Genomic DNA, 21,202 nt, shown 5'->3' on the forward strand with positions numbered 1-21,202 from the left:
TTGCCTGGAATTCATCAATGAATGTCATCAAGACTGCCATCCCCGACCTGCTGATCCTCGAACCCAAGGTGTTTGGCGACAGTCGCGGCTTCTTCATGGAAAGCTTCAACGCCAAGACCTTCCGCGAGGCGACGGGGATCGACGCCGATTTCGTGCAGGACAACCATTCACGCTCACAACGCGGCGTGCTGCGCGGCCTGCATTACCAGATCGAACAGGCGCAGGACAAACTGGTGCGCGTGGTCAGCGGTCGGGTGTTCGATGTCGCGGTCGACATGCGGCGCGCTTCGCCCACCTTCGGTCAATGGGCCGGGGTGGAACTCTCCGAAGACAATCACCGCCAGTTCTGGGTACCCAAGGGCTTCGCCCACGGTTTCCTGGTGCTGTCGGAGTCGGCCGACTTCCTCTACAAGACCACCGATTACTACGCGCCGGCCTTCGAGCGTAGCCTCGCCTGGAACGACCCCACGGTCGGGGTAGAGTGGCCGCTGGAAGGTATCGCCCCCTTGCTGTCGGCGAAGGACCTGGCGGGCAAGCCTTTCGCTGAATGTGATTGCTTCGAGTGAGCGCCTCATGAAAACCATCCTGGTCACCGGCGGAGCCGGCTATATCGGCTCTCACACCTGCGTCGAGCTGCTGGCGGCGGGGTATGAGGTGGTCGTGGTCGACAACCTGTGCAACAGCAAGGCCGAGTCTCTGGCCCGCGTTGAGCAACTGGCCGGGCGCAAGCTGGCAGCCTTCCACCCGGTCGATGTCGGTGACCGCGCGGCCATGCGCGAGGTCTTCGCTGCTCACCGCATCGACGCGGTGATCCACTTCGCTGCACTGAAGGCGGTCGGCGAGTCGGTGGCCCAGCCCTTGCGCTACTACGGCAACAATATCGCTGGCACGGTGGCCCTGGCTGAAGTCATGGGGGAGGCGGGCGTTAAGACCCTGGTGTTCAGTTCCTCGGCCACGGTCTATGGCGACCCGGCCAGCGTGCCGATCCGCGAAGACTTCCCGACCGGCCCGACCAATCCCTACGGGCGTACCAAGTGGATGATGGAATTCGTGCTGCGCGATGTGGCCGCGGCCGACCCGGCCTGGCGCATCGCTCTGCTGCGCTACTTCAACCCGGTCGGCGCGCATGCCTCGGGGCGCATCGGCGAGGACCCCAACGGCATCCCCAACAACCTGATGCCCTTCGTGTCGCAAGTGGCGGTGGGCAAGCGCGCCAAGCTGTCTGTGTTCGGTGGGGACTACCCGACGCCGGACGGCACCGGGGTGCGTGACTACATCCACGTGGTCGACCTCGCGCTGGGCCATGTGAAGGCGCTGCAGCGCCTGACGCAGCGCGAGGGCGTGCTGACCGTCAACCTGGGCACCGGCCAAGGCTATTCTGTACTGGAGGTGGTGCGCGCCTTCGAACGTGCCAGTGGTCGTCCCGTGCCTTACGAGATCGTCGCGCGACGGCCTGGTGACGTGGCCCAGTGCTATGCCGAGACCGTGCTCGCGGAGCAGGAACTGGGCTGGCGTGCCGAACGCGATCTTGATGCCATGTGTGCCGACGCCTGGCGTTGGCAAAGCCAGAATCCCAACGGTTACTGAAAAGAGGAAAAACTCATGCTGCAACCCGTGATCCTGTCCGGCGGCTCCGGCACGCGCCTGTGGCCCGCGTCGCGCGAGACCTACCCCAAGCAGTTGCTGCCGCTGACCAGCAACGAATCGCTGCTGCAGATCACCGCCTGCCGCCTCAACGGTTTTGCCGCCGCCGAAGTCGCCGCGCCCATCGTCGTGACCAACGAGGAATACCGCTTCATCGTGGCCGAACAGATGCGCCAGGCCGGCAAGCCCAGTGAGCGCATCGTGCTCGAACCGGTGGGCCGCAACACCGCCCCGGCCATGCAACTGGCCGCCCTGGTGGCGGCCGCCGACGGCGCCGACCCCATCCTGCTGGTGATGCCGGCCGACCAGATCGTCACCCGCAGCGACGCCTTCCAGGCTGCCATCGCCGAAGGCCTGCAGCAAGCCCAGGCCGGTGCACTGGTCACCTTCGGCATCGTCCCCGACCGGCCCGAGACCGGTTACGGCTACATCCGCAAGGGTGACACCCTCAGTGGTAGCGCCTGCAAGGTGGCCGCCTTCGTCGAAAAGCCCGACGCCCCGCGCGCCGCCCAATACGTCGCCAGCGGCCAGTACCTGTGGAACGCCGGCATCTTCATGATGAAAGCCAGCGTCTGGCTCAAAGCCCTGCGCGCCCTCAAGCCCGCCATGGCCGAAGCCTGCGAAAAAGCGGTCGGCGCAGCCAAGCGCGACATCGACTTCGTGCGCGTCGACAAAGCCGCCTTCACCGCCTGCCCGTCCGACTCCATCGACTACGCCGTCATGGAGCCGCTCAACGAACACCCCGAACTCGGCCAAGGCGTCGTCGTCCCCATGGACGCCGGCTGGAGCGACGTCGGCGCCTGGGACGCCCTGTGGCAGGTCAGCCCCAAGGATGAAGCCGGCAACGCCACGCGAGGCGAAGTCATGCTCGAAGACACGCGTGACTCCATCGTCTTCGCTGAAAGCCGTCTGGTCGCCACTGTCGGCGTCAAGGATCTGGTTGTCGTCGAAACCCCCGACGCCATCATGGTTGCCGACAAGGCCCGCGCGCAGGACGTCAAGAAAATCGTCGCCCGCATCAAGGCCGAGGGCAAGACGCTCGCCCAGACCCACCGCAAGGTCTACCGTCCCTGGGGCTGGTACGACAGCATCGACGCCGGCCCGCGCTTCCAGGTCAAGCGCATCGTCGTCAATCCGGGCGCCAAGCTGAGCCTGCAGATGCACCACCACCGCGCCGAGCACTGGATCGTCGTGAGCGGCACGGCCGAAGTCACCAATGGCGACAAGGTGATGCTGCTCAGCGAGAACCAATCGACTTACATCCCGCTGGGCACCACCCACCGCCTGGCCAACCCGGGCAAGGTGCCGCTGGAGATCATCGAGGTCCAGTCCGGCTCCTATCTCGGGGAGGACGATATCGTGCGCTTCGAGGATACTTACGGACGGACCAACTGAGGCGGCCTGCGACGGGCTGGATGCCATGAATGATGCGCGCAATGTGCTGGGTGGGCCCTTGCTGGCCTGTAGCTATGCCCCGCTGACGGGGTACTTCCGCACGGGCTGCTGTGACACGGACGCAAGTGATCGCGGTCGTCATGTGGTGTGCATCAAGGCCAGTCGTGAGTTCCTGGATTTCAGCGCGGCTGCGGGCAATGACTTGAGCACGCCGCGTCCGGAGTACCGCTTTGCCGGCCTCAAGCCAGGGGATCGCTGGTGCCTGTGCGCCTTGCGCTGGCTGGAGGCCTACGAGGCCGGCGCTGCGCCAGCCGTGGTGCTGGAGGCCACGCACGAGTCGGCGCTGGAATTGATCCCGCTGGAGTTGCTGCGCGAGCACGCCCTGGCCTGAGTCGCCTCCACGCCGACCATGAAAAACGGGCCCGCGGGCCCGTTTATCTTCATTCTGCGCGGAGGGGTCAGGCAAAGCTGAGTGTGTCGGCGTAGGCCACGGCGCCGACCAGCGCGCTGCTGACGATCTCGGTGGTCAGCCCCAGGCTTTCGCATTGGGCGCGCAGGGCGTCCGGCATGAAGTTCTCGGTCGCGATCGCCAGTTTCAGCAGCGGGGCATAGACGCCCTCGCCATGCAGCAGGGCGTCGGTCACCGGTTCGGGCAGGCTCATCTGGTCCAGCACCGTGTCGAGCGAGGCGCCCAGCAGCACGTTGAGCAGCGAGAAGGCGCCGGTGATGAACAGGTTGTCCAGCTCGCCCTTGTCGAAGAACTGCTTGCCCAGGGTTTCCATCATGCGGCCACGCGCGATCGCGGCCTGCATCACGGCCGGTGCGGCCGGGTCCTTGCTGGCCGAGACCAGCAGCAGGGACAGCCACTTGTTGAGCTTGTCCATGCCCAGGATGGTCACCGCGTGGCGGAAGGACTGCACCTCGACCATCAGGCCGAAGCCGGCCGAGTTGATGTAACGCAGCAGCTTGTAGGACAGGGTTACGTCCTGCTTGAGGGCCGCCTCAATCTCGCTGACCTCGGCTTCGTCACGCACCAGGTTCAGCAGGCGCACGATTTGCGCGTGGGAAGCGGACAGCTCCTTGGCCGCCTTCACGCCATGCAGGAAGAACCAGCCGGCGGCGCCGACGTAGCCGGCCTTTACCGCGGCGTCGAAGGCTGTGACATCGGGCAGGCCCCAGGCCAGTGCCAGGCCGGGCGCCCCCGTCGGTTGCGGAACCTTGCGGATGTCGGCCAGGGCGAAGCGGCAATCCACGCCCTGTGGCCAGGGCACGCCCGGCTGGTACCAGGACAGTGCCAAGGGCACGCCAGCCCCGGCAAGCTGTGTGGCGAGCGCCTGGACCTGCGGGTGCTGCAGCACCTGGGCCGGGATTTCGAGTAGTGCGTTCTCCGGCATGTGGCATTCAAGCAGGTCGGGCGTGGGCACCAGCTTGCCCAGGCTCACGAAGACCGTGTGGCGGCTGGGCCAGTGCGCAGCTTGCTCCGCCAGTGCTTCGAGTGCGGCCGGGACGTTCGGCGCATGCACGATCAGGCGGTTGGCGGTGATCGCGCGTTGCTTGTTGACCACCGGCTCGCGGGTAATCAGTACACCTGCGGACATGCTGCCCCCTCAGTTGTTGGTGTCGTAGGCGAAAGTGAAGGCGTCGGAGAAGAAAGACTCCGGGGCCAGGCCGCAGCGCGTCGTGAAGTCGGTGCGAGCCGCGTCGATCATGGCGGGCGAGCCGCAGGCATAGACCTCGTGCCCAGACAGGTCGGGCAGATCCTCCATCACCACTTCGTGCACCAGGCCACCGCGACCGTTCCAGCCGGCGGGCATCACGTCCGAAATGACCGGGACATAGCGGAACCAGGGCAGCTCGCGCGCCCACTTCTCGGCCAGCTCATGCAGGTAGAGTCCGCTGCGGTCACGCGAGCCCCAGTACAGCGTCACAGGGCGTTGCATGCCGCGATGCGCCATGTCCTCGATCATGCCCTTGAGCGGCGCGAAACCGGTGCCGCCCGCCAGCATCACGATGGGCTTGTCGCCCTCGCGCAGGAAGAAGCTGCCATAAGGCCCCTCGATGCGCAGGATGTCGCGCTCCTTCATGCGGCCGAACACATGTTCGGTGAAGAAGCCGCCCGACACGTAGCGGATGTGCAGCTCGATCATGTCGGCGGCATGCGGCGGGTTGGCCATCGAGAAGCTGCGGCGCTTGCCGTCGGCGAGCAGGAAGTCGATGTACTGGCCCGCGTGGAAGCGGAAGTTCTCGGTTGGTGGCAGCTTGAGGTTCAACTGCATCACGTCGTGCGCCAGCTTAGCCATGCTGATCACGCGCGTGGGCAGCTTGCGCAGCGGGATGTCTTGCGCCGAGCGTACGTCGCGGCATTCGATGGCGAGGTCCGAGCGCGGCTGCGCGCAGCACATCAGGATCTGGCCTGCCGCACGTTCCGCCGCAGGCAGGGTGGTCTCGGGCGAGCGGCCGTGATCGACCTCACCTGACAGGAGCTTCGCCTTGCATGAACCGCAGGCGCCGTCCTTGCAGCCATAGGGCACGATCAGCTCGGCCTCCAGCGCGGAAAGCAGCAGGCTGCTGTCTTCTTCGGCGTTGAACTGATGACCGCTGGGCTTGAGGGTGACCTGGAACGACATGATGGGCGGGCGTGCAATAATCCGGTGAATGAAACGAGTTCTCATCGTGGGCTGCGGCGACGTTGCCCAGCGCGCGCTACCCTGGCTGACCCAACGCTGTCGCGTGTATGCGCTGGTGCGCCGACCCGAGCGGGCCGAGGCTCTCCGCGCCCTGGGTGTCACACCCATTCCGGGAGACCTGGACTCGCCGCGCAGCCTGCGCCGCATCGCCGGCCTGGCCGACATCGTGCTGCATAGTGCGCCACCCGCCGAGGGCCGGGGCGATGCGCGCAGCCGACGCCTGCTGGCGGCCTTGGTAGCGCGGGGCAGTCTACCACGCAGCCTTGTGTACATCAGCACGAGCGGGGTATATGGCGACTGTCGGGGCGAGCGGATCGACGAGACCAGGCCCTGCCGACCGACCACCGCGCGGGCACAGCGACGGGTGACGGCGGAGTCCCGCCTGCGCGCCTTCGTACGTCGCCAGGCAGGCGCGGTGAAGCGCGGAGCACGGCAGGCCTGCACGTTGTCGATCCTGCGTGCGCCGGGCATCTACGCGGCGGATCGCCTGTCGCTGGAGCGCCTGCGGCGCGGCGATCCGGTGCTGCGGACGGAGGAGGACGTGTATACCAATCACATCCACGCCGACGACCTGGCGCATGCCTGCGTACTGGCCATGTTCCGCGGCGCCAACGGGCGCAGCTACAACATCTGCGACGACGCCGAGTTGCGCATGGGGGACTACTACGACGCGATGGCCGACGCCTTCGGCTTGGCGCGCCCGCCGCGCGCGAGCCGTGAGGAATGTGCCGCGCGCCTGGGGCCGGCGACCCTGTCCTTCATGTCCGAGTCGCGTCGCCTGAGCAACCGGCGCGCCCGGCGGGAGCTGCGCTGGCAACCGCAGTGGCCGGACGTGGTTGAAGCGCTGCGTGTTTTCGGCGGCATGACGCCGTCTTCCGAGGAGATTGCATGAATTACCTGTGGTTCAAGGCCATCCACGTGTTCTTCGTGGTGAGCTGGTTCGCCGCGCTGTTCTACCTGCCACGCCTCTACGTCAACCTCGCGGCGGTGAGCGATGCGCAGAGCGCCGAGTACCAGCGCTTGCTGGGCATGGCGACGCGCCTCAAGCGCTTCTCCATCCCGCTGCACATCGGCACCTGGGCCTTTGGCCTGGCGATCATCTTCAGCGGCGGCATGGAGACGGCCAGTGCCTGGCTGTCGCAGCACTGGCTGCATGCCAAGCTGACCCTGGTGCTGCTCCTGTCCGGCTACGATGGCTGGTGCACCCGCCTGCTGCGCGACTTCAAGGCCGGGCGCAACACCCGCAGCCACGTCTGGTACCGCTGGTTCAACGAGGTGCCGGTACTGTTCCTGCTGGCCATCGTGATCCTCGTCATCGTGAAACCCTTCTGACATGGCCGAAATCTTCTTTTCTCCCTGCCCGCGCGGGCTGGAGCATTTCCTGGTCGAAGAGCTGGGCGCGCTGGGCGCACAAGAGATCAGCAGTGTGCCGGGTGGCGTGGCTTTCGAGGGCGACTGGCCGCTGGCCTGGCGCGTGAACCTGCACAGCCGCATCGCCACGCGCGTACTGTGGAAGGTCGGGCAGACGCGCTACCGCAGCGAGGAGGAGATCTTCAAGCTGGCCTACGCCACGACCTGGGCCAAATGGTTCACGCCGGATGAAACCATCCGCATATTCGTCACCGCGATCAAGTCGCCGCTGAAGAGCCTGAACTTCGTGACCCTGCGCATCAAGGATGGGCTGTGCGACCACTTCCGCACCATCAGCGGCCGCCGCCCCAGCGTGGATACCGAGGCGCCGGATGTGCGGGTGCATGCCTTCCTCACGGCCGAGACCTGCACGCTGTACCTCGATACCTCGGGCGAGCCGCTGTACAAGCGCGGCTTCAAGCAGGCCAAGGTGGAAGCGCCGCTGAAGGAGAACCTGGCCGCCGGCATCATCCGGCTGAGTGGCTGGCAACCCGGGCAAAGCCTGCTCGACCCCATGTGCGGCAGCGGCACCTTCCTGCTCGAAGCGGCGCAGATGGCGCTCGATGTAGCGCCTGGTCTGGGTCGCCGCTTTGCCTTCGAGCGTCTCCGTCATTTTGATTCGGGTGAGTACCGGCGTGTGCGCAGCGCTGCCGAGCAACAGCGCAAACCGGTCCGCAAGCTCGACATCTTCGGTGCGGATATCGACCCGCGCCAGGTGCGCGCCACCGAGGCCAACCTGGATGCGGCGGGCCTGCATGGCGCGGTGGCGGTCATCGACAGCGATGTGCTCGATCTGGACCCGCCGGCTGACGACGGAGTCATGGTCACCAATCCGCCTTATGGCGTGCGCCTGGGCAGCGGAGAGGAATTGTCGGAGTGGTATCCGAAGCTTGGCGACGCCTTCAAGGCGCACTACGCCGGGTGGAACTGCTACCTGCTGTCGGCCGATACCGAACTGCCCAAGCGCATCGGCCTGAAGGCCAGCAAGCGCACCCCCTTGATGAATGGCGACCTTGATTGTCGCCTCTACGAATACCGCATCGTGGCCGGGCAGAACCGCGAACGAGGCTGACCCGCCGCGTCCGGGGCGCGCCGGTTTGCCGCGCGGACGGCCGCCCGGAGTGGACGGGGGGATTCTTTGCCGCCGACAAGCGAGCATTGCCTATACTGGCCATGACTTGCAGCCTGTCGTCCCCCTCGCCCCAACCTGGAGCTGCTCCGATGCGTGGAACCCTGGCGCGTAGCCTGCCGCTGGCCTTGTTCGCCGGTACCATCTTCAGCAGCGCCTTCGCGCTGTTCCTGGTGCAGCCCATCATCGCCAAGCAGATCCTGCCCTGGTTCGGGGGCTCGGCCGCGGTATGGGCCACCTGCATGGTCTTCTTCCAACTCGTGCTGCTGGCCGGCTATGCCTATGCCGACTGGCTGACGCGGGCGCTGCCACCGCGCCTGCAGGCGCTGCTGCATGGCGTGTTGTTGCTGGCGAGCCTGGCCTTGCTGCCCATCGTGGTGGAGGCGCAGTGGAAGCCGGCCGGCGACGAGGAGCCGGGCTGGCTGATCCTGCGTCTGTTGCTGGCCACCATCGGCCTGCCCTATTTCCTGTTGTCGACCACCGGGCCGCTGATGCAGGCCTGGTTGGCGCGCCTCGACCTGAGCCGCCATGTCTATCGCTACTTCTCCCTGTCCAACCTGGCGTCCCTGTTGGCCCTGCTGTGCTACCCCGTGCTGATCGAACGTCATGCCGGCAACCTGCAACAGGCGCAGGGTTGGTCGCTGCTGTACGCACTGTTCGTCTTGCTGTGCGGCGGCGCCACTCTGTATTACGCCCTTCGTGGTCATGCGCTGGCGCCGGCGCGGCACGAGCGGGAGCATGCGCCGGAAGGCGATTGGGATCCGGGTTGGCGTGATTACCTGGGCTGGCTGCTGCCGGCAGCCCTGGCGTCCTGGCTGCTTCTGGCAGTGTCCAACCACATCACGCAGAACGTGGCGGCGATCCCCTTCCTGTGGGTTTTGCCGCTGAGTCTCTACTTGCTGAGCTTCGTGCTGTGCTTCGAGAGCGATCGCTGGTACCGGCGCGGCCTGTTCCTGCCTGTGGCCGGGGGCTTGCTGCTCGTGTGCGCGTATGGCCTGTACGACGGCAGCGTGGGGCGTGACATCCAGGTCGCCGTGCCGGTCTATGTCGCCGGCCTGTTTGCCCTGTGCATGTTCCTGCACGGCGAACTGGCACGGCAGCGCCCCGGCCCGCGCCATCTCACACGCTTCTACCTGATGATCTCGCTTGGCGGGGCGGCCGGCGGCATCGCTGTGGGGCTCGTGGCGCCGCGCGTGTTGCCGGCCTACTACGAACTGGGTATCGGCTTGGTGGTGACAGCGCTGCTGGCCGTGTTCCTGCTGCGCGGACTGCGCTTCGCGCGCGTCTCCGCGCTGCTGCTGGCCGTGCTGGCGGGGTGGTGCCTGCACCTGCAGATCAGGTACGACTATGCCGACAGCCGCGTCATCACGCGCAGCTTCTACGGCACCCTGATCACCGCCGACTTGCAGCGCGACGACCTGGGCGTCCCGGTGCGTCGCCTGTTCCACGGCTCGGTCAAGCATGGCGAACAGATCCTGGCGGCAGACCGCGGACGCGAACCGACGGCCTACTATGGCCCGACCTCCGGGGTGGGCCTGGCGCTCGCGCATACCCGCCAGTCGCCGCAGGCGGTGGGCGTCATCGGCCTGGGTGCGGGCACGCTGGCGGTCTACGGACAGGCCGGCGATCGCTACCGGCTGTACGAGATCAACCCGGATGTCATCACCCTGGCGCGCGAGGAGTTCAGTTTCCTGCGCGATAGCGCGGCAGGTATCGAGACGGTGCTGGGGGATGCGCGCCTGGCCCTGGAGCGCGAGCCAGCGCAGGGTTTCGACGTGCTGGTGGTCGATGCATTCTCGGGCGACTCCATCCCGGTCCACCTGATCACCGACGAGGCGATGGCAGCCTACCTGCGGCACCTTAAACCGACCGGCATCATCGCCTTCCACATCACCAACCACTACCTGTGGCTGGCGCCGGTGGTGCAGAACATCGCGCAGGCGCGAGGCCTGGCCTTCGCCTTCGTGCGCGATGACCCGCCGGCCGCGCAACTGAGCGCCACCGACTGGGTGCTCGTCGCGCCAGACCCACGCACGCTGGCGCAGGCACCCATCCAGCGGGCGAGCACGCCGGTCGCGCCGATGCCGCAGTTGGGGGTGTGGAGCGACGACTTCAACAACCTGTTTGATGTGTTGAAGTAGCGTCGCGGCTGATCGCGCCGTGGGGGGCATGTCAGCCCCTTTTTGTCGTAAAGGCGACGTAACACACAGCCCGCCTGTCTGCTCTGCCGCGGCTCCTTTGCGTCTCAAGGTGCTGGCACGCCCGGCCACCGCGCCGCGGGTGGCATCAAACCCATGCCTGGCACGCTATTCGCTGTATCAGCAAGTAAATAGCGTGCGTGGGGCGCAAGGGAGCGAGCATGTTCAAGACTGCCAGGTGGCGAGCCTGTTGCGAGCCGGGGCTGACTGTGGTGCTGGGGGCGGTGTCGCTGCGGGTCTTCCTGGGGCTGCGCAGGCTGGGCGTGCAATGAAGCGGGGGCTTGCTGCACGCCCGGCCGGGCGCTTACCGGACGGCGAGAATCACGCCCGAGGCCTTGATCACCGCGGTGGCGGGACAGCCTTCCTTGAGGCCCAGCTCGATCACTGCATCGCGCGTGATGCTGGCAAAGATGTCTGCCCCGCCCGGCAGGCCGATCACCACCTCGGCGCTGACCGGGCCCTGCACCAGCTTCTTCACCGTGCCGGCCAGGCAGTTGCGGGCCGACAGTTTGAGGCCGTCGCCCTCGGTCATCACGATCACGTTGGAAGCCTTGACCAGGGCTGTGACTGGCTGGCCGACGGCCAGGCCAAGTGCGCTCACGCTGCCCTGGGTGATGGTGGAGACCAGCTTGTCGCCCCCCGTCGTGGTGACTTCGACCTCGGCGCTGACCGGGCCGGTGGAGAGGGCACTGACCGTGCCCTCGAAAACATTGCGTGCGCTGATCTTCATGACTACGAACCTTTCGCGGATGAACGTGACGGACGTGGTGATTCCACGTCGCCGACTGTATGGGGCTGGCATGCGACGTTTCAACCACAGCGCTCGACGGGGCACGCTGCATCCGAACTGTCCTGTACGTTATTTCGTTATTTATGTGTAAATATAACGCTGTCTGCTAGAGGAAAGTATCCGTTATGAAGTCGTTACGCATGATTGGCCGTTTCGGCGTGGATCTGGCGAGTGGCAGTTTCCTCGGCGACACCCGCATCCGGCTGCTGGAGGCCATTGAGCAGTGCGGTTCGATTTCGCAGGCCGCGAAGGAAGTGCCCTTGTCCTACAAGGCCGCGTGGGACGCCATCGACGCGATGAACAACCTGGCGGAGCGTCCGTTGGTGGAGCGCGCGGTCGGGGGGCGCAACGGTGGCGGCACCCTGCTCACCGACTATGGCAAGCGGGTGATCGCGCTCTACCGCGCGATGGAGGCCGAATACCAACTGGCGTTGGATCGTGTGACCGCGAGCCTCAACGAGGCCGGTGGCGAAGACCCGCAAGCCCTGCGCCGCCTGATGCGCAGCGTGGGGGTGACGCCCAGCGCGCGCAACCAGTTCGTCGGCCCGATCACCACGCTGCGAGCCGGTGAGGTGACCTTCGAGGTCGGCATCCGCTTCGACGGTATGAATGAGGTCGTGGCGCAGATCTCGCGCGAAGGTGCCGAGCAGCTGCAGCTTGGACTGGGCCGCGAGCTGCACGCCTGGGTCAACGCGTCCTCGGTGATCCTGATGACCGATCGCCGCCTGCGCCTGTCCGCACGCAACCAGTTGTGGGGCACGGTGAGCCGCATCCACGAAGGGCCGGTGGCGGTCGACGTGGTGCTGGAACTGCCGGGCGGGCGCACCGTGAGCGCGCTGATCACCCGCGAGTCGCTGGCCGAACTGGGGCTGCGCGAAGGCGTGGAGGCCTGCGCGGTGTTCAAGGCCTCGACCGTGATGCTGTGTTCCTTCGACTGACTGTCATGTTTATCCCTGCCTCACCCCGAAAGGTTCTGCCATGAAACACCTTGTCGCCCTGCTGGCCGCTGTCGGCCTGGTTACCCCCGTCTATGCCGATGAAGTCAAGGTCGCGGTAGCCGCCAACTTCACCGCGCCGATGCAGAAGATCGCCGCCGAGTTCGAGCGCGACACCGGCCACAAGGCCGTGGTGTCGACCGGTGCGACCGGCGCCTTCTATGCCCAGATCAAGAACGGCGCGCCCTTCGAAGTCTTCCTGTCCGCCGATGATGAAACCCCCGCCAAGCTTGAGTCCGAAGGCGCCGGCGTCAAGGGCTCCCGCTTCACTTATGCCATCGGCAAGCTGGTTCTGTGGAGCGCCAAGCCGGGCTATGTGGATGACAAGGGCGAAGTGCTGAAGAAGGGGGACTACGCCAAGCTCTCCCTGGCCAACCCCAGGACGGCGCCCTACGGCGCGGCAGGTGTCGAAGTGCTCAAGAAGCTGGGCCTGCTGGCGACCGTGCAGCCCAAGATCGTGCAGGGCGAGAACATCTCGCAGGCCTATCAGTTCGTCAGCACCGGCAATGCCGAGCTGGGCTTCGTGGCCCTGTCGCAGGTGTGGGAGAGCGGCGCGCTCAAGAGCGGTTCGGCCTGGGTGGTGCCGCAGGCGGACTACCCGCAGATCAAGCAGGACGCCATCCTGCTGAACAATGGCGCGGGCAAGCCGGCGGCCGACGCGCTGCTGAAGTATCTTCGGTCAGACAAGGCGAAGACGGTGATCAGGGCATATGGCTACGACCTGTAGGCGCTGTCGAGTGGCCCGGCGCCACCACGGGCCGGCTGCCGGGCCAGGAGGCGGCACGCCCCCTGCTTGTCGGCCATGCCTTGAGATGAGACACACAAGCTAGGAACGCAATGTTGCAGGAACAGGATTGGTTGGCCATCTGGCTGACGTTCAAGCTGGCCAGTACCGTGACGCTGCTGCTCTTGGTGGTGGGGACCCCGCTTGCCTGGTGGTTGGCCAATACCCGCTCGCGCCTGCGTGGGGTGGTGGCGGCACTGGTATCGATGCCGCTGGTCTTGCCGCCCACGGTGCTTGGCTTTTACCTCCTGCTGCTCATGGGGCCACACGGTCCGGTGGGGCAGCTCACGCAATCGCTTGGCCTGGGAATCCTGCCCTTCACTTTCTGGGGACTGGTCGTGGCCTCGGTTTTCTACTCGATGCCTTTCGTGGTGCAGCCTATCCAGAATGCCATCGAGGCAATCGGCCCGCGGCCGCGTGAAGTGGCCGCCACCTTGCGTGCTTCACCATGGGATACCTTCTGGTCGGTGGTTGTCCCGCTGGCTCGCCCCGGTTTCCTGACCGCCGCCATCCTCGGCTTCGCACACACGGTGGGCGAGTTCGGCGTGGTGCTGATGATCGGCGGCAACATTCCGGGCGCCACCCGCGTCGTGTCGGTGCAGATCTACGACCACGTGGAGGCGCTGGAGTACACGCAGGCACACTGGCTGTCTGGCGGCATGGTGCTGTTCTCCTTTCTGGTGCTGCTGGCGCTGTACACCCTCAACCCCGACTCACGGAAGAAGCCGACATGAGCGGTATGGGCGATCAGCTCGCGCTGCGCGTGCAGCATGCCTTTCCCGGCTTCACGTTGGACGTGGACCTGACCCTGCCCGGCAAGGGCATCAGCGTGCTGTTCGGGCACTCCGGCTCGGGCAAGACCACGCTGCTGCGCTGCGTGGCCGGACTGGAGCGCGCGACCGCAGCGGACATCCGGCTCAATGGCGAATACTGGCAGCGTGCCGATACTTTCATCCCGACCTGGCGTCGTCAGATCGGCTACGTGTTCCAGGAGGCCAGCCTGTTCCCGCATTTGGATGTGCGGCGCAATCTGGCCTTCGGCATGAAGCGCGCGACGGGTGAGGTGCGTGATCAGGAGATCAATGCGATGGCCGCGCGCTTCGGCATCGCGCATCTGCTCGCCCGCAAGCCCGACGGGCTGTCGGGCGGCGAGCGCCAGCGCGTGGCCATCGCGCGTGCGCTGCTCACCCGGCCGCGCCTGTTGCTGATGGATGAGCCCCTGTCGGCGCTGGACGCAGCACGCAAACAGGAAATCCTGCCCTACCTGGAGCGCCTGCACGACGAGCTGGAGGTGCCGATGCTCTATGTGACCCACCAGATCGAGGAGGCCGCCCGCCTGGGCGACCACCTGGTGTTGATGGAGCAAGGGCGGGCGCTCGCCAGCGGGCCCCTCACCGAGACCCTGGCGCGCCTCGATCTGCCCTTGGCGCGTGACCACGATGCCGGTGTCGTGATCCAGGCCAGGGTGATCGAGCACGAGGCGGCCTGGCATCTGAGCCGGGTTGCCTTTGCCGGGGGGGAGCTGTTCGTGTCCGGGCGGCCGCTGACCGCAGGCGAACAGGTGAGGGTGCGCATCCTGGCGCGCGATGTGAGCATTGCCTTGTCCGGCGATATGCCCTCCAGCATCCAGAATCGTTTCGAATGCAGTGTGACCGGGGTGGTGGGGGCGGAAGACCCCGCACAATGTCTGGTGGGGCTCGATGCGGCTGGGGCCGCTCTCATGGCCCGCATCACCCGACGCTCGGCCGAGCAACTCGGGCTGCATCCCGGCCAGCGTGTATGGGCCCAGGTCAAGGCGGTGGCCTTGCTGGACTGATCAGGCGCGTAGGGGGCTATTCCCCGGTGTCCTGGGGTGGGCCGCTGCTGTCCTGTGCATGACAAGTGGGTTTCCCCGCTCCCGGAAGTGGGGCCGCCGATGGCGCAGGCGAGGTCAGGCTTGCTTTGATCGAGGGCAATAGCGCGCTGTCGCGCCGGACCCACACCTGATTGTTCTCGATGCACGCCATGACCGGGACGAAATCCCGGCGCAGGTGCTCGACCATGCTGGCGGCATCCACCTGGGTAGGGTCCAGGCCGACGACCGCGACCTGGAACTTCTGCTCGTGAAAACGCGCGATGGTGTCGGCCAACAGTTTCGGCGACAGCGGATTTCCGCTGAACCAGCCCACGTAGACCTTGCCCGCGACGGAGCGGAAGCGCCCGTAGAAGAGGACACCGGGATTACTGCCCCAGTAAAAGACGGGCTCGCCCGATGGCAGCAGGGCTTGCAGGGCCTCACCCAGGCGGCGCGCCTCGACGAAATGTTCGTCGGGGTACTTCTTGGCGGCCCATTGCGATGGCGACAGCATCAGATCCTGAGCCGCGCGCGCGGCCGAGAAAGCGAACAGCAGGCCAAAGCATCCAGCGGCAAGCGCCCGGCGCCTGGGCGAGGGCGCTCCACCAGCAATCTGTGAGATCAGCAGCGCGCTGCCGATCACCAGCACCGGCATCCAGAGTTGGTAATAGTGGGGAAAGAAGCGCCCCGGCAGCGCGACCATGATGACGGTCGCGCAGATCCAGGCGCACAGCAGCAGGAGCGTTTTCCATTGCCGCCTGAAGAGCATCCCGATGAGGCTCAGGGCGGTGGCGACTGCGTAGGCGTGCAGGCCGCTTGTCATGGGCGCGGGAAGAATGCCTTGCCAGTATGAGCGCCGCAGATTCCACAACCAGTTGCCGCCGTAGCCCTCGTTGAAAAGAAAAGCGGCATCGATGAATGCCTCCAGGCTGCCTTGCCACCAGAAGACCAGGAAGGCCAGGCCCCAGGCCGCCAGGCTGACTGCGCCGATGCGCAGCGCCAGCCCGCACTGGAACGCCCATGCAGTGCGTTTGAAAAGCGCGGCATGCAGGATGAAAGCCAGCGCCAGGGCGATAGGCAGCAGCGCGTATTGCTGCTTGAAGAAGCTGGCAACAAAGAACAGCCCACCGGCTGCGATGGCCCAGGCACCGTGCAGGCGTTTCTCACTCAGCAGGAGCCACAGCAGGGTCGCACCCACCAGGAGCGGATTGACCAGTGCCTCGCTGTTGGGTTGGTTGGCCTGCAGCGCCAGATCGAACGACAGCAAGGCCCACAGCGGGGCGGCACTGGCGGCGGCCAGCCAACTGGCGCCCAAGGCGCGGCTCAGCAGGACGATGCCGAACAGGCTGAGGCTGTTGAACAACAGGTTCATGGCCTGGATGTAATCCGGGCCGAATCCCAGCACAGCATTGAATGCGGCATGGATCAGGAAGCTGGCTGGCGGTTTGTGATTCCACAGGTCCGAGTACAGCGTGCGGCCGTTGAGCCATTCGTTGCCGATGATCGCGTGAATGGCGAGGTCGCGTTCGACCGGTTCGTCATAGGTATGCAGGCGGAGGACAAGCAGCAACAGCCAGCCGCCCAGCATGATGAGCAGCGCCCCAGGCGACGGTCTGCCCCCAACGTCGTGTTGCCTCAGGTTTGAGGGTGAGGCGGGCGCAACGAGCTCTTGAGTACGGTCCAGGGGCGAGGCATGTGCAACGGGGCTCTCCACCATGTGTGTCCTCCCATGCGCGCGTATCGCTGCACTTCAGCACCGCTTCGCGTGTAGCGATGAGGCGGGTGGCCGGCCTGCTTCGATCAATGGAGACGGGTCGTTGCCCAGCGCTGGCCGTAGCCAGCGAGTCGCCTTCTTCTCAGGACTTGGGGCGCAGCAGGGACAAGCGAGTGTCCACATGGTTTAGTCGGGATTCGCCGAATGCCAAACCACGATGGCCCGAATGGGCAGGGGCGTGGAGGGAATTGGGCTTCGCCGGAGGCGCCTGCGAGCCGGTACGTCAACGCGAGAGTGGCCGGCGCGACGAGTTCGTGCCGCGTGCCAGACGCGCGCGTTCCCGTGGCACGGCATGCTGAAAGAAATGCGTCCAGCCGGCGCACAGGTAGCTGATGCGCTGGCCCGAGTCATCGGCGGCGAGGATGCGCGTGCGCGGGCATTCGCCCCAGCACAGCTTCAGGTAGGGGCAGCGCCGGCAGGCATCGGGCAGGGTGTTGAACTTGTCCAGCCCGAATTCGAGTTGCTTGAGCGAGAACACCATCTCCTTGAGCGGGCGTTTGCCGATCTGGCCCAGGGCGTGCTCCGGGTAGACGAAATGGTCGCAGGAGTAGACCTGGCCGTCCTGCTCCAGGGCTACGTTCTTGCCGCAGAAGGGGCTGCTGGTGCAGATCTGCGCCGGCTCGCCACGCAGTTGCGCGAACAGGGTCTCGAACAGGTTGACCTTGATCCGGCCACGGTCCGCGCGATCCCATTCGTCATACGCAGCGACGAGGAAGTGCCCCCAGTCAAGCGGCGCCACGCTCCACGCGGTGACGACGGAGAGCGGGTGATCGGGCTGCGCGCGCGGGCTGTCCGGGCGTACCAGCCGATCTGCCGGCAATTGCGTCGGCGAGGTGCTGGCGAACTCGCGTGGCTCCACGCAGGGGATGAACTGCATGTGACGGGTGCCGACCTCATCGCGCAGGAAGCGGTAGACCGCCTGCCCCTGCTGCGCGGTATGGCGGTTCACCACGCTCAGGGTGCTGAACGGCAGGTCGTGGCGCTGGAGCACGCGCAGGCCGCGCATGACCGCGTCGAAACTCGATTCGCCGCGCTTGGTGGGGCGGTACTGGTCGTGCAGCGCGCGCGGACCGTCGATGCTGATGCCGACCAGGAAACCGTGCTCGGCGAGAAAGGCGCCCCATTCCTCGTCGAGCAGCGTGCCATTGGTCTGCAGATCGTTGCTGACGCGGCGTCCGGCAGGCGTGTGGCGGCGCTGCAGTTCGACCACCTTGCGGAAGTAGTCGACGCCCAGCAGGGTGGGTTCGCCACCATGCCAGGTGAACTGGATTTCCTCGCTGTCTGTGGCCGCGATGTAGTCGACGATGAAGCGTTCCAGCAGGGCTTCGTCGAGGCGCTGGTTGCGTTGCTGCAGCAGCCCTTCCTTGCTGAGGTAGTAGCAGTAGCTGCAGTCGAGGTTGCAGGCCGAGCCGACGGCCTTGACCGTGGTGTGCAGGCTGCGCACCACGCCGGGTGCGGGCGCATCGGTGGCCGCGCTGAGATAGGTGCGCAGGGCTTCAGGGCGGATGTTCAGGCGCTGGGCCTGGGCGATGAGTGCGTCGTGGTCGTTCATGTGTCGTGGGCTGGGGTGAGTGGCGTGCTGCGCAGCCAGGCGTCCGCCGTGGCGCTGGTGTGGCGCGTGGGGTGGGAGGCCAGCTCGCGCAGCAGGCGGGTGTTGATGTCGTGGAGTGCCCGCAGGCGCGTGGTAAAGGCGCGCTCGGTCGGGTCGCGACGGGTCAGTGCGGCGGCGATGCGTTCGGCAATCAAGGCTTGCTGGGCATGCACATAGTCGATGCACATGGCATTACAGGTGGCGGACAGACTGGAGACGGCTTGCAGGACCGGGGCGAGCGGCAGACTCAGCAGCGTGTCCGCGCGAAGCTGGTGCTCCACGCCGGCCGCGCGCAGGCGGGCGAACACCGCGTCGCCCCACCAGCGCCTGTCTGCCGCCAGGGCGTCGCGCTGCGCCTGTACGGCGGCGCGGGCAGCGGCATCCGCGATGCCGTCTGGGTGCACCCACAGCACGAAGTCGGCCGGCGCCGTGGGTGGCGGGCGCAGGCAATCCGCGCCCAGGTACTCCGCACCACCGGCCGCGCGGGTGCGCAGCACGGCGTGCTGGTGCGCATCGCACACCAGCGCGTCGAGCGGGACCACCGCGCAGGCCAGGGGTTTGCGGTCAGCGTGGAGCGCGCAGCGACCGCTCCCTTCCAGTGCGGGGCAGGCCGTGGCGGGGTAGTCGATCGCGTGCGTGAAGAGGGCGATCCAGCCCGTGCCATCTTGGGCGGGGTGCAGCAGGCGCGCGGCCAGGGCGCGTTGCGCCGCGTCCGCCTCCAGGCTGCCGAAGGCGATGCGACGCAGGCCCAGCGCGCCGATGAAGCGCCGGGCGTGATGGAACAGCTCGGGCAGGCTTGTCTGCGGTGGCGAATTGCAGCACTTGCCGCAGGCCGTGCAGTGGAAGGACCAGGCCTGGGCGGGAGGTGAGGTGGGTGTGTTCATCGAGGGGCGGGCCGGGCGTCTTGCCGCCTGCAGGCGGGTCGGCACCCGGCCCCGTGGGCTCAGTAATACCCCGCCGGGCGCAGGGGTTCCACGCCGCCGACGCTGCTCATGTAGTCCTTCCACTGCTGGACCAACTGCTGGACGAGCGTTGGGTTCTGCGCCGAGACATCCTTGACCTCGGCCCGGTCGGTCGCGATGTGGAACAGCTCCCAGTGCCCGTCGGCGGGACCGATGGGCGGCTCGGTCCAGCGCGCCTTCCATTGCCCGTCGGCGCTGAGGATGTAGGCCCGGCCGTAGGACTCGCCGCCGAACGCCTGGTTGCGCAACGGTGTGGTGCTCTTGTCCTGCAGGGCAGCGACGAGCGATTTGCCGGTCACCGGGTACACGTAGCGTCCCTTGTAGATGACCTTGCCGTGGTTACGGTTGCGTCCGGTCGCGGGGTCGAGGTCGGTCGGCGCGGGGGCACTCGGCAGCTTGACACCCGCGAGGTCGAGGAAGGTCGCGGCGTTGTCGATGACGTGGGTGAACTGCGTGAAGTGGGCCTGTCGGCCCTTCTGCCCGGGCAGGCGCACGATGGTCGGCACCGAGATGCCGCCCTCGCCTTGCGAGCCCTTCACGTGCGACAGCGGCGTGGCACTGACCTCGGCCCAGCGCAGGCCGTACTGCAGGCGCGGCACGGCCTGCTTGCCGTTGTCGGTGCCCAGGGTTTCATACACGCCAGCGGCGGCATTGGCCTCGTCGGTGGCCTTGGGATCGGCGCCGGAGTTGATCGGCCAGCCTTCTGCACCGTTGTCCGAATGGAACATGATGAAGGTGTTGTCGTACTCGCCGATGTCCTTGAGGTGCTGGATCAGGCGGCCGATGTTGTGGTCCAGGTTGGACACCATGCCGGCGTAGATTTCCATGTAGCGCGCCTGCGCCTTCTTCTCGGCCGCGCTGAGGCTGTCCCACTTCTTGTTCACATAGCCCGCGTGGTAGTCGACGTAGCCATCGGCCGGGCTGTTGATGGCGTTGATGTACTTCGCGGCGCTGGTGCCGTTGTTGGGCGAGGCGGGGCTGCGCACCAGGGTTTCCGGCTGGCCGGCGTAGGCGCTGAAGTCCTGCGGGATCAGGCCCAGTTGCTTGAGCCGCGCCAGGCGGGCCGCGATCACCGGCGCGTAGCCCTGGTCGTACTTGCCCTTGTACTTGCTGAGCCAGGGCTCGGGCACCTGCAGCGGCCAGTGCGGCGAGGTATAGGCGGCGTAGGCGAAGAAGGGTTTGCCGGAGCCCTTGTTGGAGTCGATGTAGTCGATCAGCTTTTGGGTGAAGAAGTCGGTCGAGTAGAACACCTCCGGCTTGCCGCCCGCGCCGCCGGGTTGCCCGGGCTGGCCCGGCTGCACGTACTTGCCGTCCTCGGTGTAGTTCTTGGAGCCGGCGGCCTCGTGCGCGAAGTGGTTGGCCGCAGCCCCGCCCAGCAGCACGTAACTGCGTTCAAAGCCCCACTGGTCCGGCGTCTTGCCACCCGAGGCGCTACCCGGGATGTTGGAGCCGAGGTGCCACTTGCCGGCGATGTAGGTGTGGTAGCCGTTGTCCTGCAGCAATTGCGCCACCGACAGCGCGCTGTCGTTCAGATAGCCCTCGTAGCCGGGCAGGCCCTTGCGCTCGTCGTTGGGGGCTCCCATGGTGCCCTCGCCGACCAGGTGGTGGTCGGTGCCGGAGATCAGCATGGCGCGCGTGATGGCGCTGACCGAGCCGGTGTGGTGATTGGTCAGGATGCGTCCGTCCGCGGCCAGGGCGTCGAGGTTGGGCGTCTCGATCTCGCCGCCGAAGGCGCCGAGGTCTGAGTAGCCGAGGTCGTCGGCCATGATGAACAGGATGTTCGGCTTCTTCGTCTCGGCAGGTGTGGCGGCGGACTGTTGCGGCGGCTCGTCCTGCGACTCGCTGCCGCAGGCCGGCAGCAGCAGACTGGAGGCGATGGCGGCGGCGAGCAGGCTGTGCTGCACGCGACGGGGAAGATGCGGTGATGGGCGGTGATGCAGGTGCATGGGCTTTCTCCTTGAAGAAGGCCACATGCTAGGAAGGCTGGCTTGGGAACGGAACGAAGAAAA

The 21,202-nt window shown here is 66.5% G+C and carries 19 protein-coding genes; 12 read left to right on the plus strand and 7 right to left on the minus strand.

Features of this window, described 5'->3' with window-relative positions:
- The first annotated feature begins 17 nt into the window (after positions 1 to 17).
- Genes rfbC through NMB43_RS03860 form a run of 4 tightly spaced genes read left to right on the plus strand, consistent with a single transcriptional unit; the run spans position 18 to position 3,430 of the window.
- Positions 18 to 566 (plus strand): dTDP-4-dehydrorhamnose 3,5-epimerase, encoded by a 549-nt coding sequence (gene rfbC / locus NMB43_RS03845; RefSeq protein ID WP_494350837.1) that lies wholly within the window; start codon positions 18 to 20, stop codon positions 564 to 566.
- 7 nt (positions 567 to 573) lie between these two features.
- Entirely contained in the window at positions 574 to 1,587 is a 1,014-nt protein-coding gene (gene galE, locus NMB43_RS03850; protein WP_494350838.1) for a UDP-glucose 4-epimerase GalE, read from the plus strand.
- 15 nt (positions 1,588 to 1,602) lie between these two features.
- Positions 1,603 to 3,039 carry a mannose-1-phosphate guanylyltransferase/mannose-6-phosphate isomerase gene (locus NMB43_RS03855; RefSeq protein ID WP_494350839.1) on the plus strand — a complete coding sequence of 479 codons (1,437 nt, stop codon included), beginning with the start codon at positions 1,603 to 1,605 and terminating at the stop codon, positions 3,037 to 3,039.
- 25 nt (positions 3,040 to 3,064) lie between these two features.
- Positions 3,065 to 3,430 carry a DUF2237 family protein gene (locus NMB43_RS03860; RefSeq protein WP_494350840.1) on the plus strand — a complete coding sequence of 122 codons (366 nt, stop codon included), beginning with the start codon at positions 3,065 to 3,067 and terminating at the stop codon, positions 3,428 to 3,430.
- Positions 3,431 to 3,497: 67 nt separating this feature from the next.
- Here the strand turns inward: NMB43_RS03860 and NMB43_RS03865 are convergent, their stop codons facing one another.
- Together NMB43_RS03865 and NMB43_RS03870 are read right to left on the minus strand one after the other, a co-directional pair.
- A complete protein-coding gene (locus tag NMB43_RS03865) occupies positions 3,498 to 4,637 on the minus strand; it encodes an EAL and HDOD domain-containing protein (RefSeq protein WP_494350841.1) in 1,140 nt (379 codons plus the stop codon).
- A 9-nt stretch (positions 4,638 to 4,646) separates the two neighbouring features.
- Positions 4,647 to 5,666: a CDP-6-deoxy-delta-3,4-glucoseen reductase gene (locus NMB43_RS03870; RefSeq protein ID WP_494350842.1), complete on the minus strand. Its 1,020-nt coding sequence runs from the start codon at positions 5,664 to 5,666 to the stop codon at positions 4,647 to 4,649.
- A 28-nt stretch (positions 5,667 to 5,694) separates the two neighbouring features.
- Here NMB43_RS03870 and NMB43_RS03875 point away from each other — a divergent pair, with 28 nt between their 5' ends.
- From NMB43_RS03875 to NMB43_RS03890, 4 genes are all read left to right on the plus strand, one after another.
- Positions 5,695 to 6,618: an SDR family oxidoreductase gene (locus NMB43_RS03875; RefSeq protein ID WP_494350843.1), complete on the plus strand. Its 924-nt coding sequence runs from the start codon at positions 5,695 to 5,697 to the stop codon at positions 6,616 to 6,618.
- Positions 6,615 to 7,058: a CopD family protein gene (locus tag NMB43_RS03880; protein ID WP_494350844.1), complete on the plus strand. Its 444-nt coding sequence runs from the start codon at positions 6,615 to 6,617 to the stop codon at positions 7,056 to 7,058. Before NMB43_RS03875 ends, NMB43_RS03880 begins: the two co-directional genes overlap by 4 nt.
- Position 7,059: 1 nt before the next feature.
- On the plus strand, positions 7,060 to 8,208 hold the full coding sequence (locus NMB43_RS03885) for a THUMP domain-containing class I SAM-dependent RNA methyltransferase (protein ID WP_494350845.1): 1,149 nt from the start codon (positions 7,060 to 7,062) through the stop codon (positions 8,206 to 8,208).
- 149 nt (positions 8,209 to 8,357) lie between these two features.
- Positions 8,358 to 10,406 (plus strand): spermidine synthase, encoded by a 2,049-nt coding sequence (locus tag NMB43_RS03890; protein WP_494350846.1) that lies wholly within the window; start codon positions 8,358 to 8,360, stop codon positions 10,404 to 10,406.
- 361 nt (positions 10,407 to 10,767) lie between these two features.
- Here the strand turns inward: NMB43_RS03890 and NMB43_RS03895 are convergent, their stop codons facing one another.
- A complete protein-coding gene (locus tag NMB43_RS03895) occupies positions 10,768 to 11,193 on the minus strand; it encodes a TOBE domain-containing protein (RefSeq protein ID WP_494350847.1) in 426 nt (141 codons plus the stop codon).
- Between the two features lie 185 nt (positions 11,194 to 11,378).
- On the opposite strand from NMB43_RS03895, the gene NMB43_RS03900 reads away from it, so the two are divergent.
- From NMB43_RS03900 to modC, 4 genes are all read left to right on the plus strand, one after another.
- Positions 11,379 to 12,191: a TOBE domain-containing protein gene (locus tag NMB43_RS03900; protein ID WP_494350848.1), complete on the plus strand. Its 813-nt coding sequence runs from the start codon at positions 11,379 to 11,381 to the stop codon at positions 12,189 to 12,191.
- Between the two features lie 40 nt (positions 12,192 to 12,231).
- Positions 12,232 to 12,975, plus strand: coding sequence for a molybdate ABC transporter substrate-binding protein (gene modA, locus NMB43_RS03905; RefSeq protein WP_494350849.1), 744 nt, complete (start codon positions 12,232 to 12,234; stop codon positions 12,973 to 12,975).
- Positions 12,976 to 13,085: 110 nt separating this feature from the next.
- On the plus strand, positions 13,086 to 13,766 hold the full coding sequence (gene modB / locus NMB43_RS03910; protein ID WP_494350850.1) for a molybdate ABC transporter permease subunit: 681 nt from the start codon (positions 13,086 to 13,088) through the stop codon (positions 13,764 to 13,766).
- Between the two features lie 5 nt (positions 13,767 to 13,771).
- Complete coding sequence (gene modC / locus NMB43_RS03915) at positions 13,772 to 14,848, plus strand: molybdenum ABC transporter ATP-binding protein (protein WP_494352108.1); 1,077 nt, start codon at positions 13,772 to 13,774, stop codon at positions 14,846 to 14,848.
- A 16-nt stretch (positions 14,849 to 14,864) separates the two neighbouring features.
- Here modC and NMB43_RS03920 read toward each other — a convergent pair whose 3' ends face one another.
- The 4 genes from NMB43_RS03920 to NMB43_RS03935 form a co-directional block, all read right to left on the minus strand.
- The gene (locus NMB43_RS03920) at positions 14,865 to 16,436 is read right to left on the minus strand and encodes a hypothetical protein (protein ID WP_494350851.1); all 1,572 of its coding nucleotides are present in this window, start codon (positions 16,434 to 16,436) and stop codon (positions 14,865 to 14,867) included.
- 427 nt (positions 16,437 to 16,863) lie between these two features.
- Complete coding sequence (locus NMB43_RS03925) at positions 16,864 to 18,192, minus strand: anaerobic sulfatase maturase (RefSeq protein ID WP_494350852.1); 1,329 nt, start codon at positions 18,190 to 18,192, stop codon at positions 16,864 to 16,866.
- The gene (locus NMB43_RS03930) at positions 18,189 to 19,115 is read right to left on the minus strand and encodes a hypothetical protein (RefSeq protein WP_494350853.1); all 927 of its coding nucleotides are present in this window, start codon (positions 19,113 to 19,115) and stop codon (positions 18,189 to 18,191) included. The genes NMB43_RS03925 and NMB43_RS03930 overlap by 4 nt, the downstream gene beginning before the upstream one ends.
- A 59-nt stretch (positions 19,116 to 19,174) precedes the next feature.
- Complete coding sequence (locus NMB43_RS03935; RefSeq protein WP_494350854.1) at positions 19,175 to 21,139, minus strand: arylsulfatase; 1,965 nt, start codon at positions 21,137 to 21,139, stop codon at positions 19,175 to 19,177.
- Positions 21,140 to 21,202 lie beyond the last annotated feature (63 nt).

The sequence above is a fragment of the Uliginosibacterium sangjuense genome, assembly GCF_059132465.1.

What these genes read in the sequence shown, in the direction of transcription:
- rfbC (WP_494350837.1), top strand. Translation starts at nt 18, where the DNA reads ATGAATGTCATCAAGACTGCCATCCCCGACCTGCTGATCCTCGAACCC.
- galE (WP_494350838.1), top strand. Translation starts at nt 574, where the DNA reads ATGAAAACCATCCTGGTCACCGGCGGAGCCGGCTATATCGGCTCTCAC.
- NMB43_RS03855 (WP_494350839.1), top strand. Translation starts at nt 1,603, where the DNA reads ATGCTGCAACCCGTGATCCTGTCCGGCGGCTCCGGCACGCGCCTGTGG.
- NMB43_RS03860 (WP_494350840.1), top strand. Translation starts at nt 3,065, where the DNA reads ATGAATGATGCGCGCAATGTGCTGGGTGGGCCCTTGCTGGCCTGTAGC.
- NMB43_RS03865 (WP_494350841.1), bottom strand. Translation starts at nt 4,637, where the DNA reads ATGTCCGCAGGTGTACTGATTACCCGCGAGCCGGTGGTCAACAAGCAA.
- NMB43_RS03870 (WP_494350842.1), bottom strand. Translation starts at nt 5,666, where the DNA reads ATGTCGTTCCAGGTCACCCTCAAGCCCAGCGGTCATCAGTTCAACGCC.
- NMB43_RS03875 (WP_494350843.1), top strand. Translation starts at nt 5,695, where the DNA reads ATGAAACGAGTTCTCATCGTGGGCTGCGGCGACGTTGCCCAGCGCGCG.
- NMB43_RS03880 (WP_494350844.1), top strand. Translation starts at nt 6,615, where the DNA reads ATGAATTACCTGTGGTTCAAGGCCATCCACGTGTTCTTCGTGGTGAGC.
- NMB43_RS03885 (WP_494350845.1), top strand. Translation starts at nt 7,060, where the DNA reads ATGGCCGAAATCTTCTTTTCTCCCTGCCCGCGCGGGCTGGAGCATTTC.
- NMB43_RS03890 (WP_494350846.1), top strand. Translation starts at nt 8,358, where the DNA reads ATGCGTGGAACCCTGGCGCGTAGCCTGCCGCTGGCCTTGTTCGCCGGT.
- NMB43_RS03895 (WP_494350847.1), bottom strand. Translation starts at nt 11,193, where the DNA reads ATGAAGATCAGCGCACGCAATGTTTTCGAGGGCACGGTCAGTGCCCTC.
- NMB43_RS03900 (WP_494350848.1), top strand. Translation starts at nt 11,379, where the DNA reads ATGAAGTCGTTACGCATGATTGGCCGTTTCGGCGTGGATCTGGCGAGT.
- modA (WP_494350849.1), top strand. Translation starts at nt 12,232, where the DNA reads ATGAAACACCTTGTCGCCCTGCTGGCCGCTGTCGGCCTGGTTACCCCC.
- modB (WP_494350850.1), top strand. Translation starts at nt 13,086, where the DNA reads ATGTTGCAGGAACAGGATTGGTTGGCCATCTGGCTGACGTTCAAGCTG.
- modC (WP_494352108.1), top strand. Translation starts at nt 13,772, where the DNA reads ATGGGCGATCAGCTCGCGCTGCGCGTGCAGCATGCCTTTCCCGGCTTC.
- NMB43_RS03925 (WP_494350852.1), bottom strand. Translation starts at nt 18,192, where the DNA reads ATGAACGACCACGACGCACTCATCGCCCAGGCCCAGCGCCTGAACATC.
- NMB43_RS03930 (WP_494350853.1), bottom strand. Translation starts at nt 19,115, where the DNA reads ATGAACACACCCACCTCACCTCCCGCCCAGGCCTGGTCCTTCCACTGC.
- NMB43_RS03935 (WP_494350854.1), bottom strand. Translation starts at nt 21,139, where the DNA reads ATGCACCTGCATCACCGCCCATCACCGCATCTTCCCCGTCGCGTGCAG.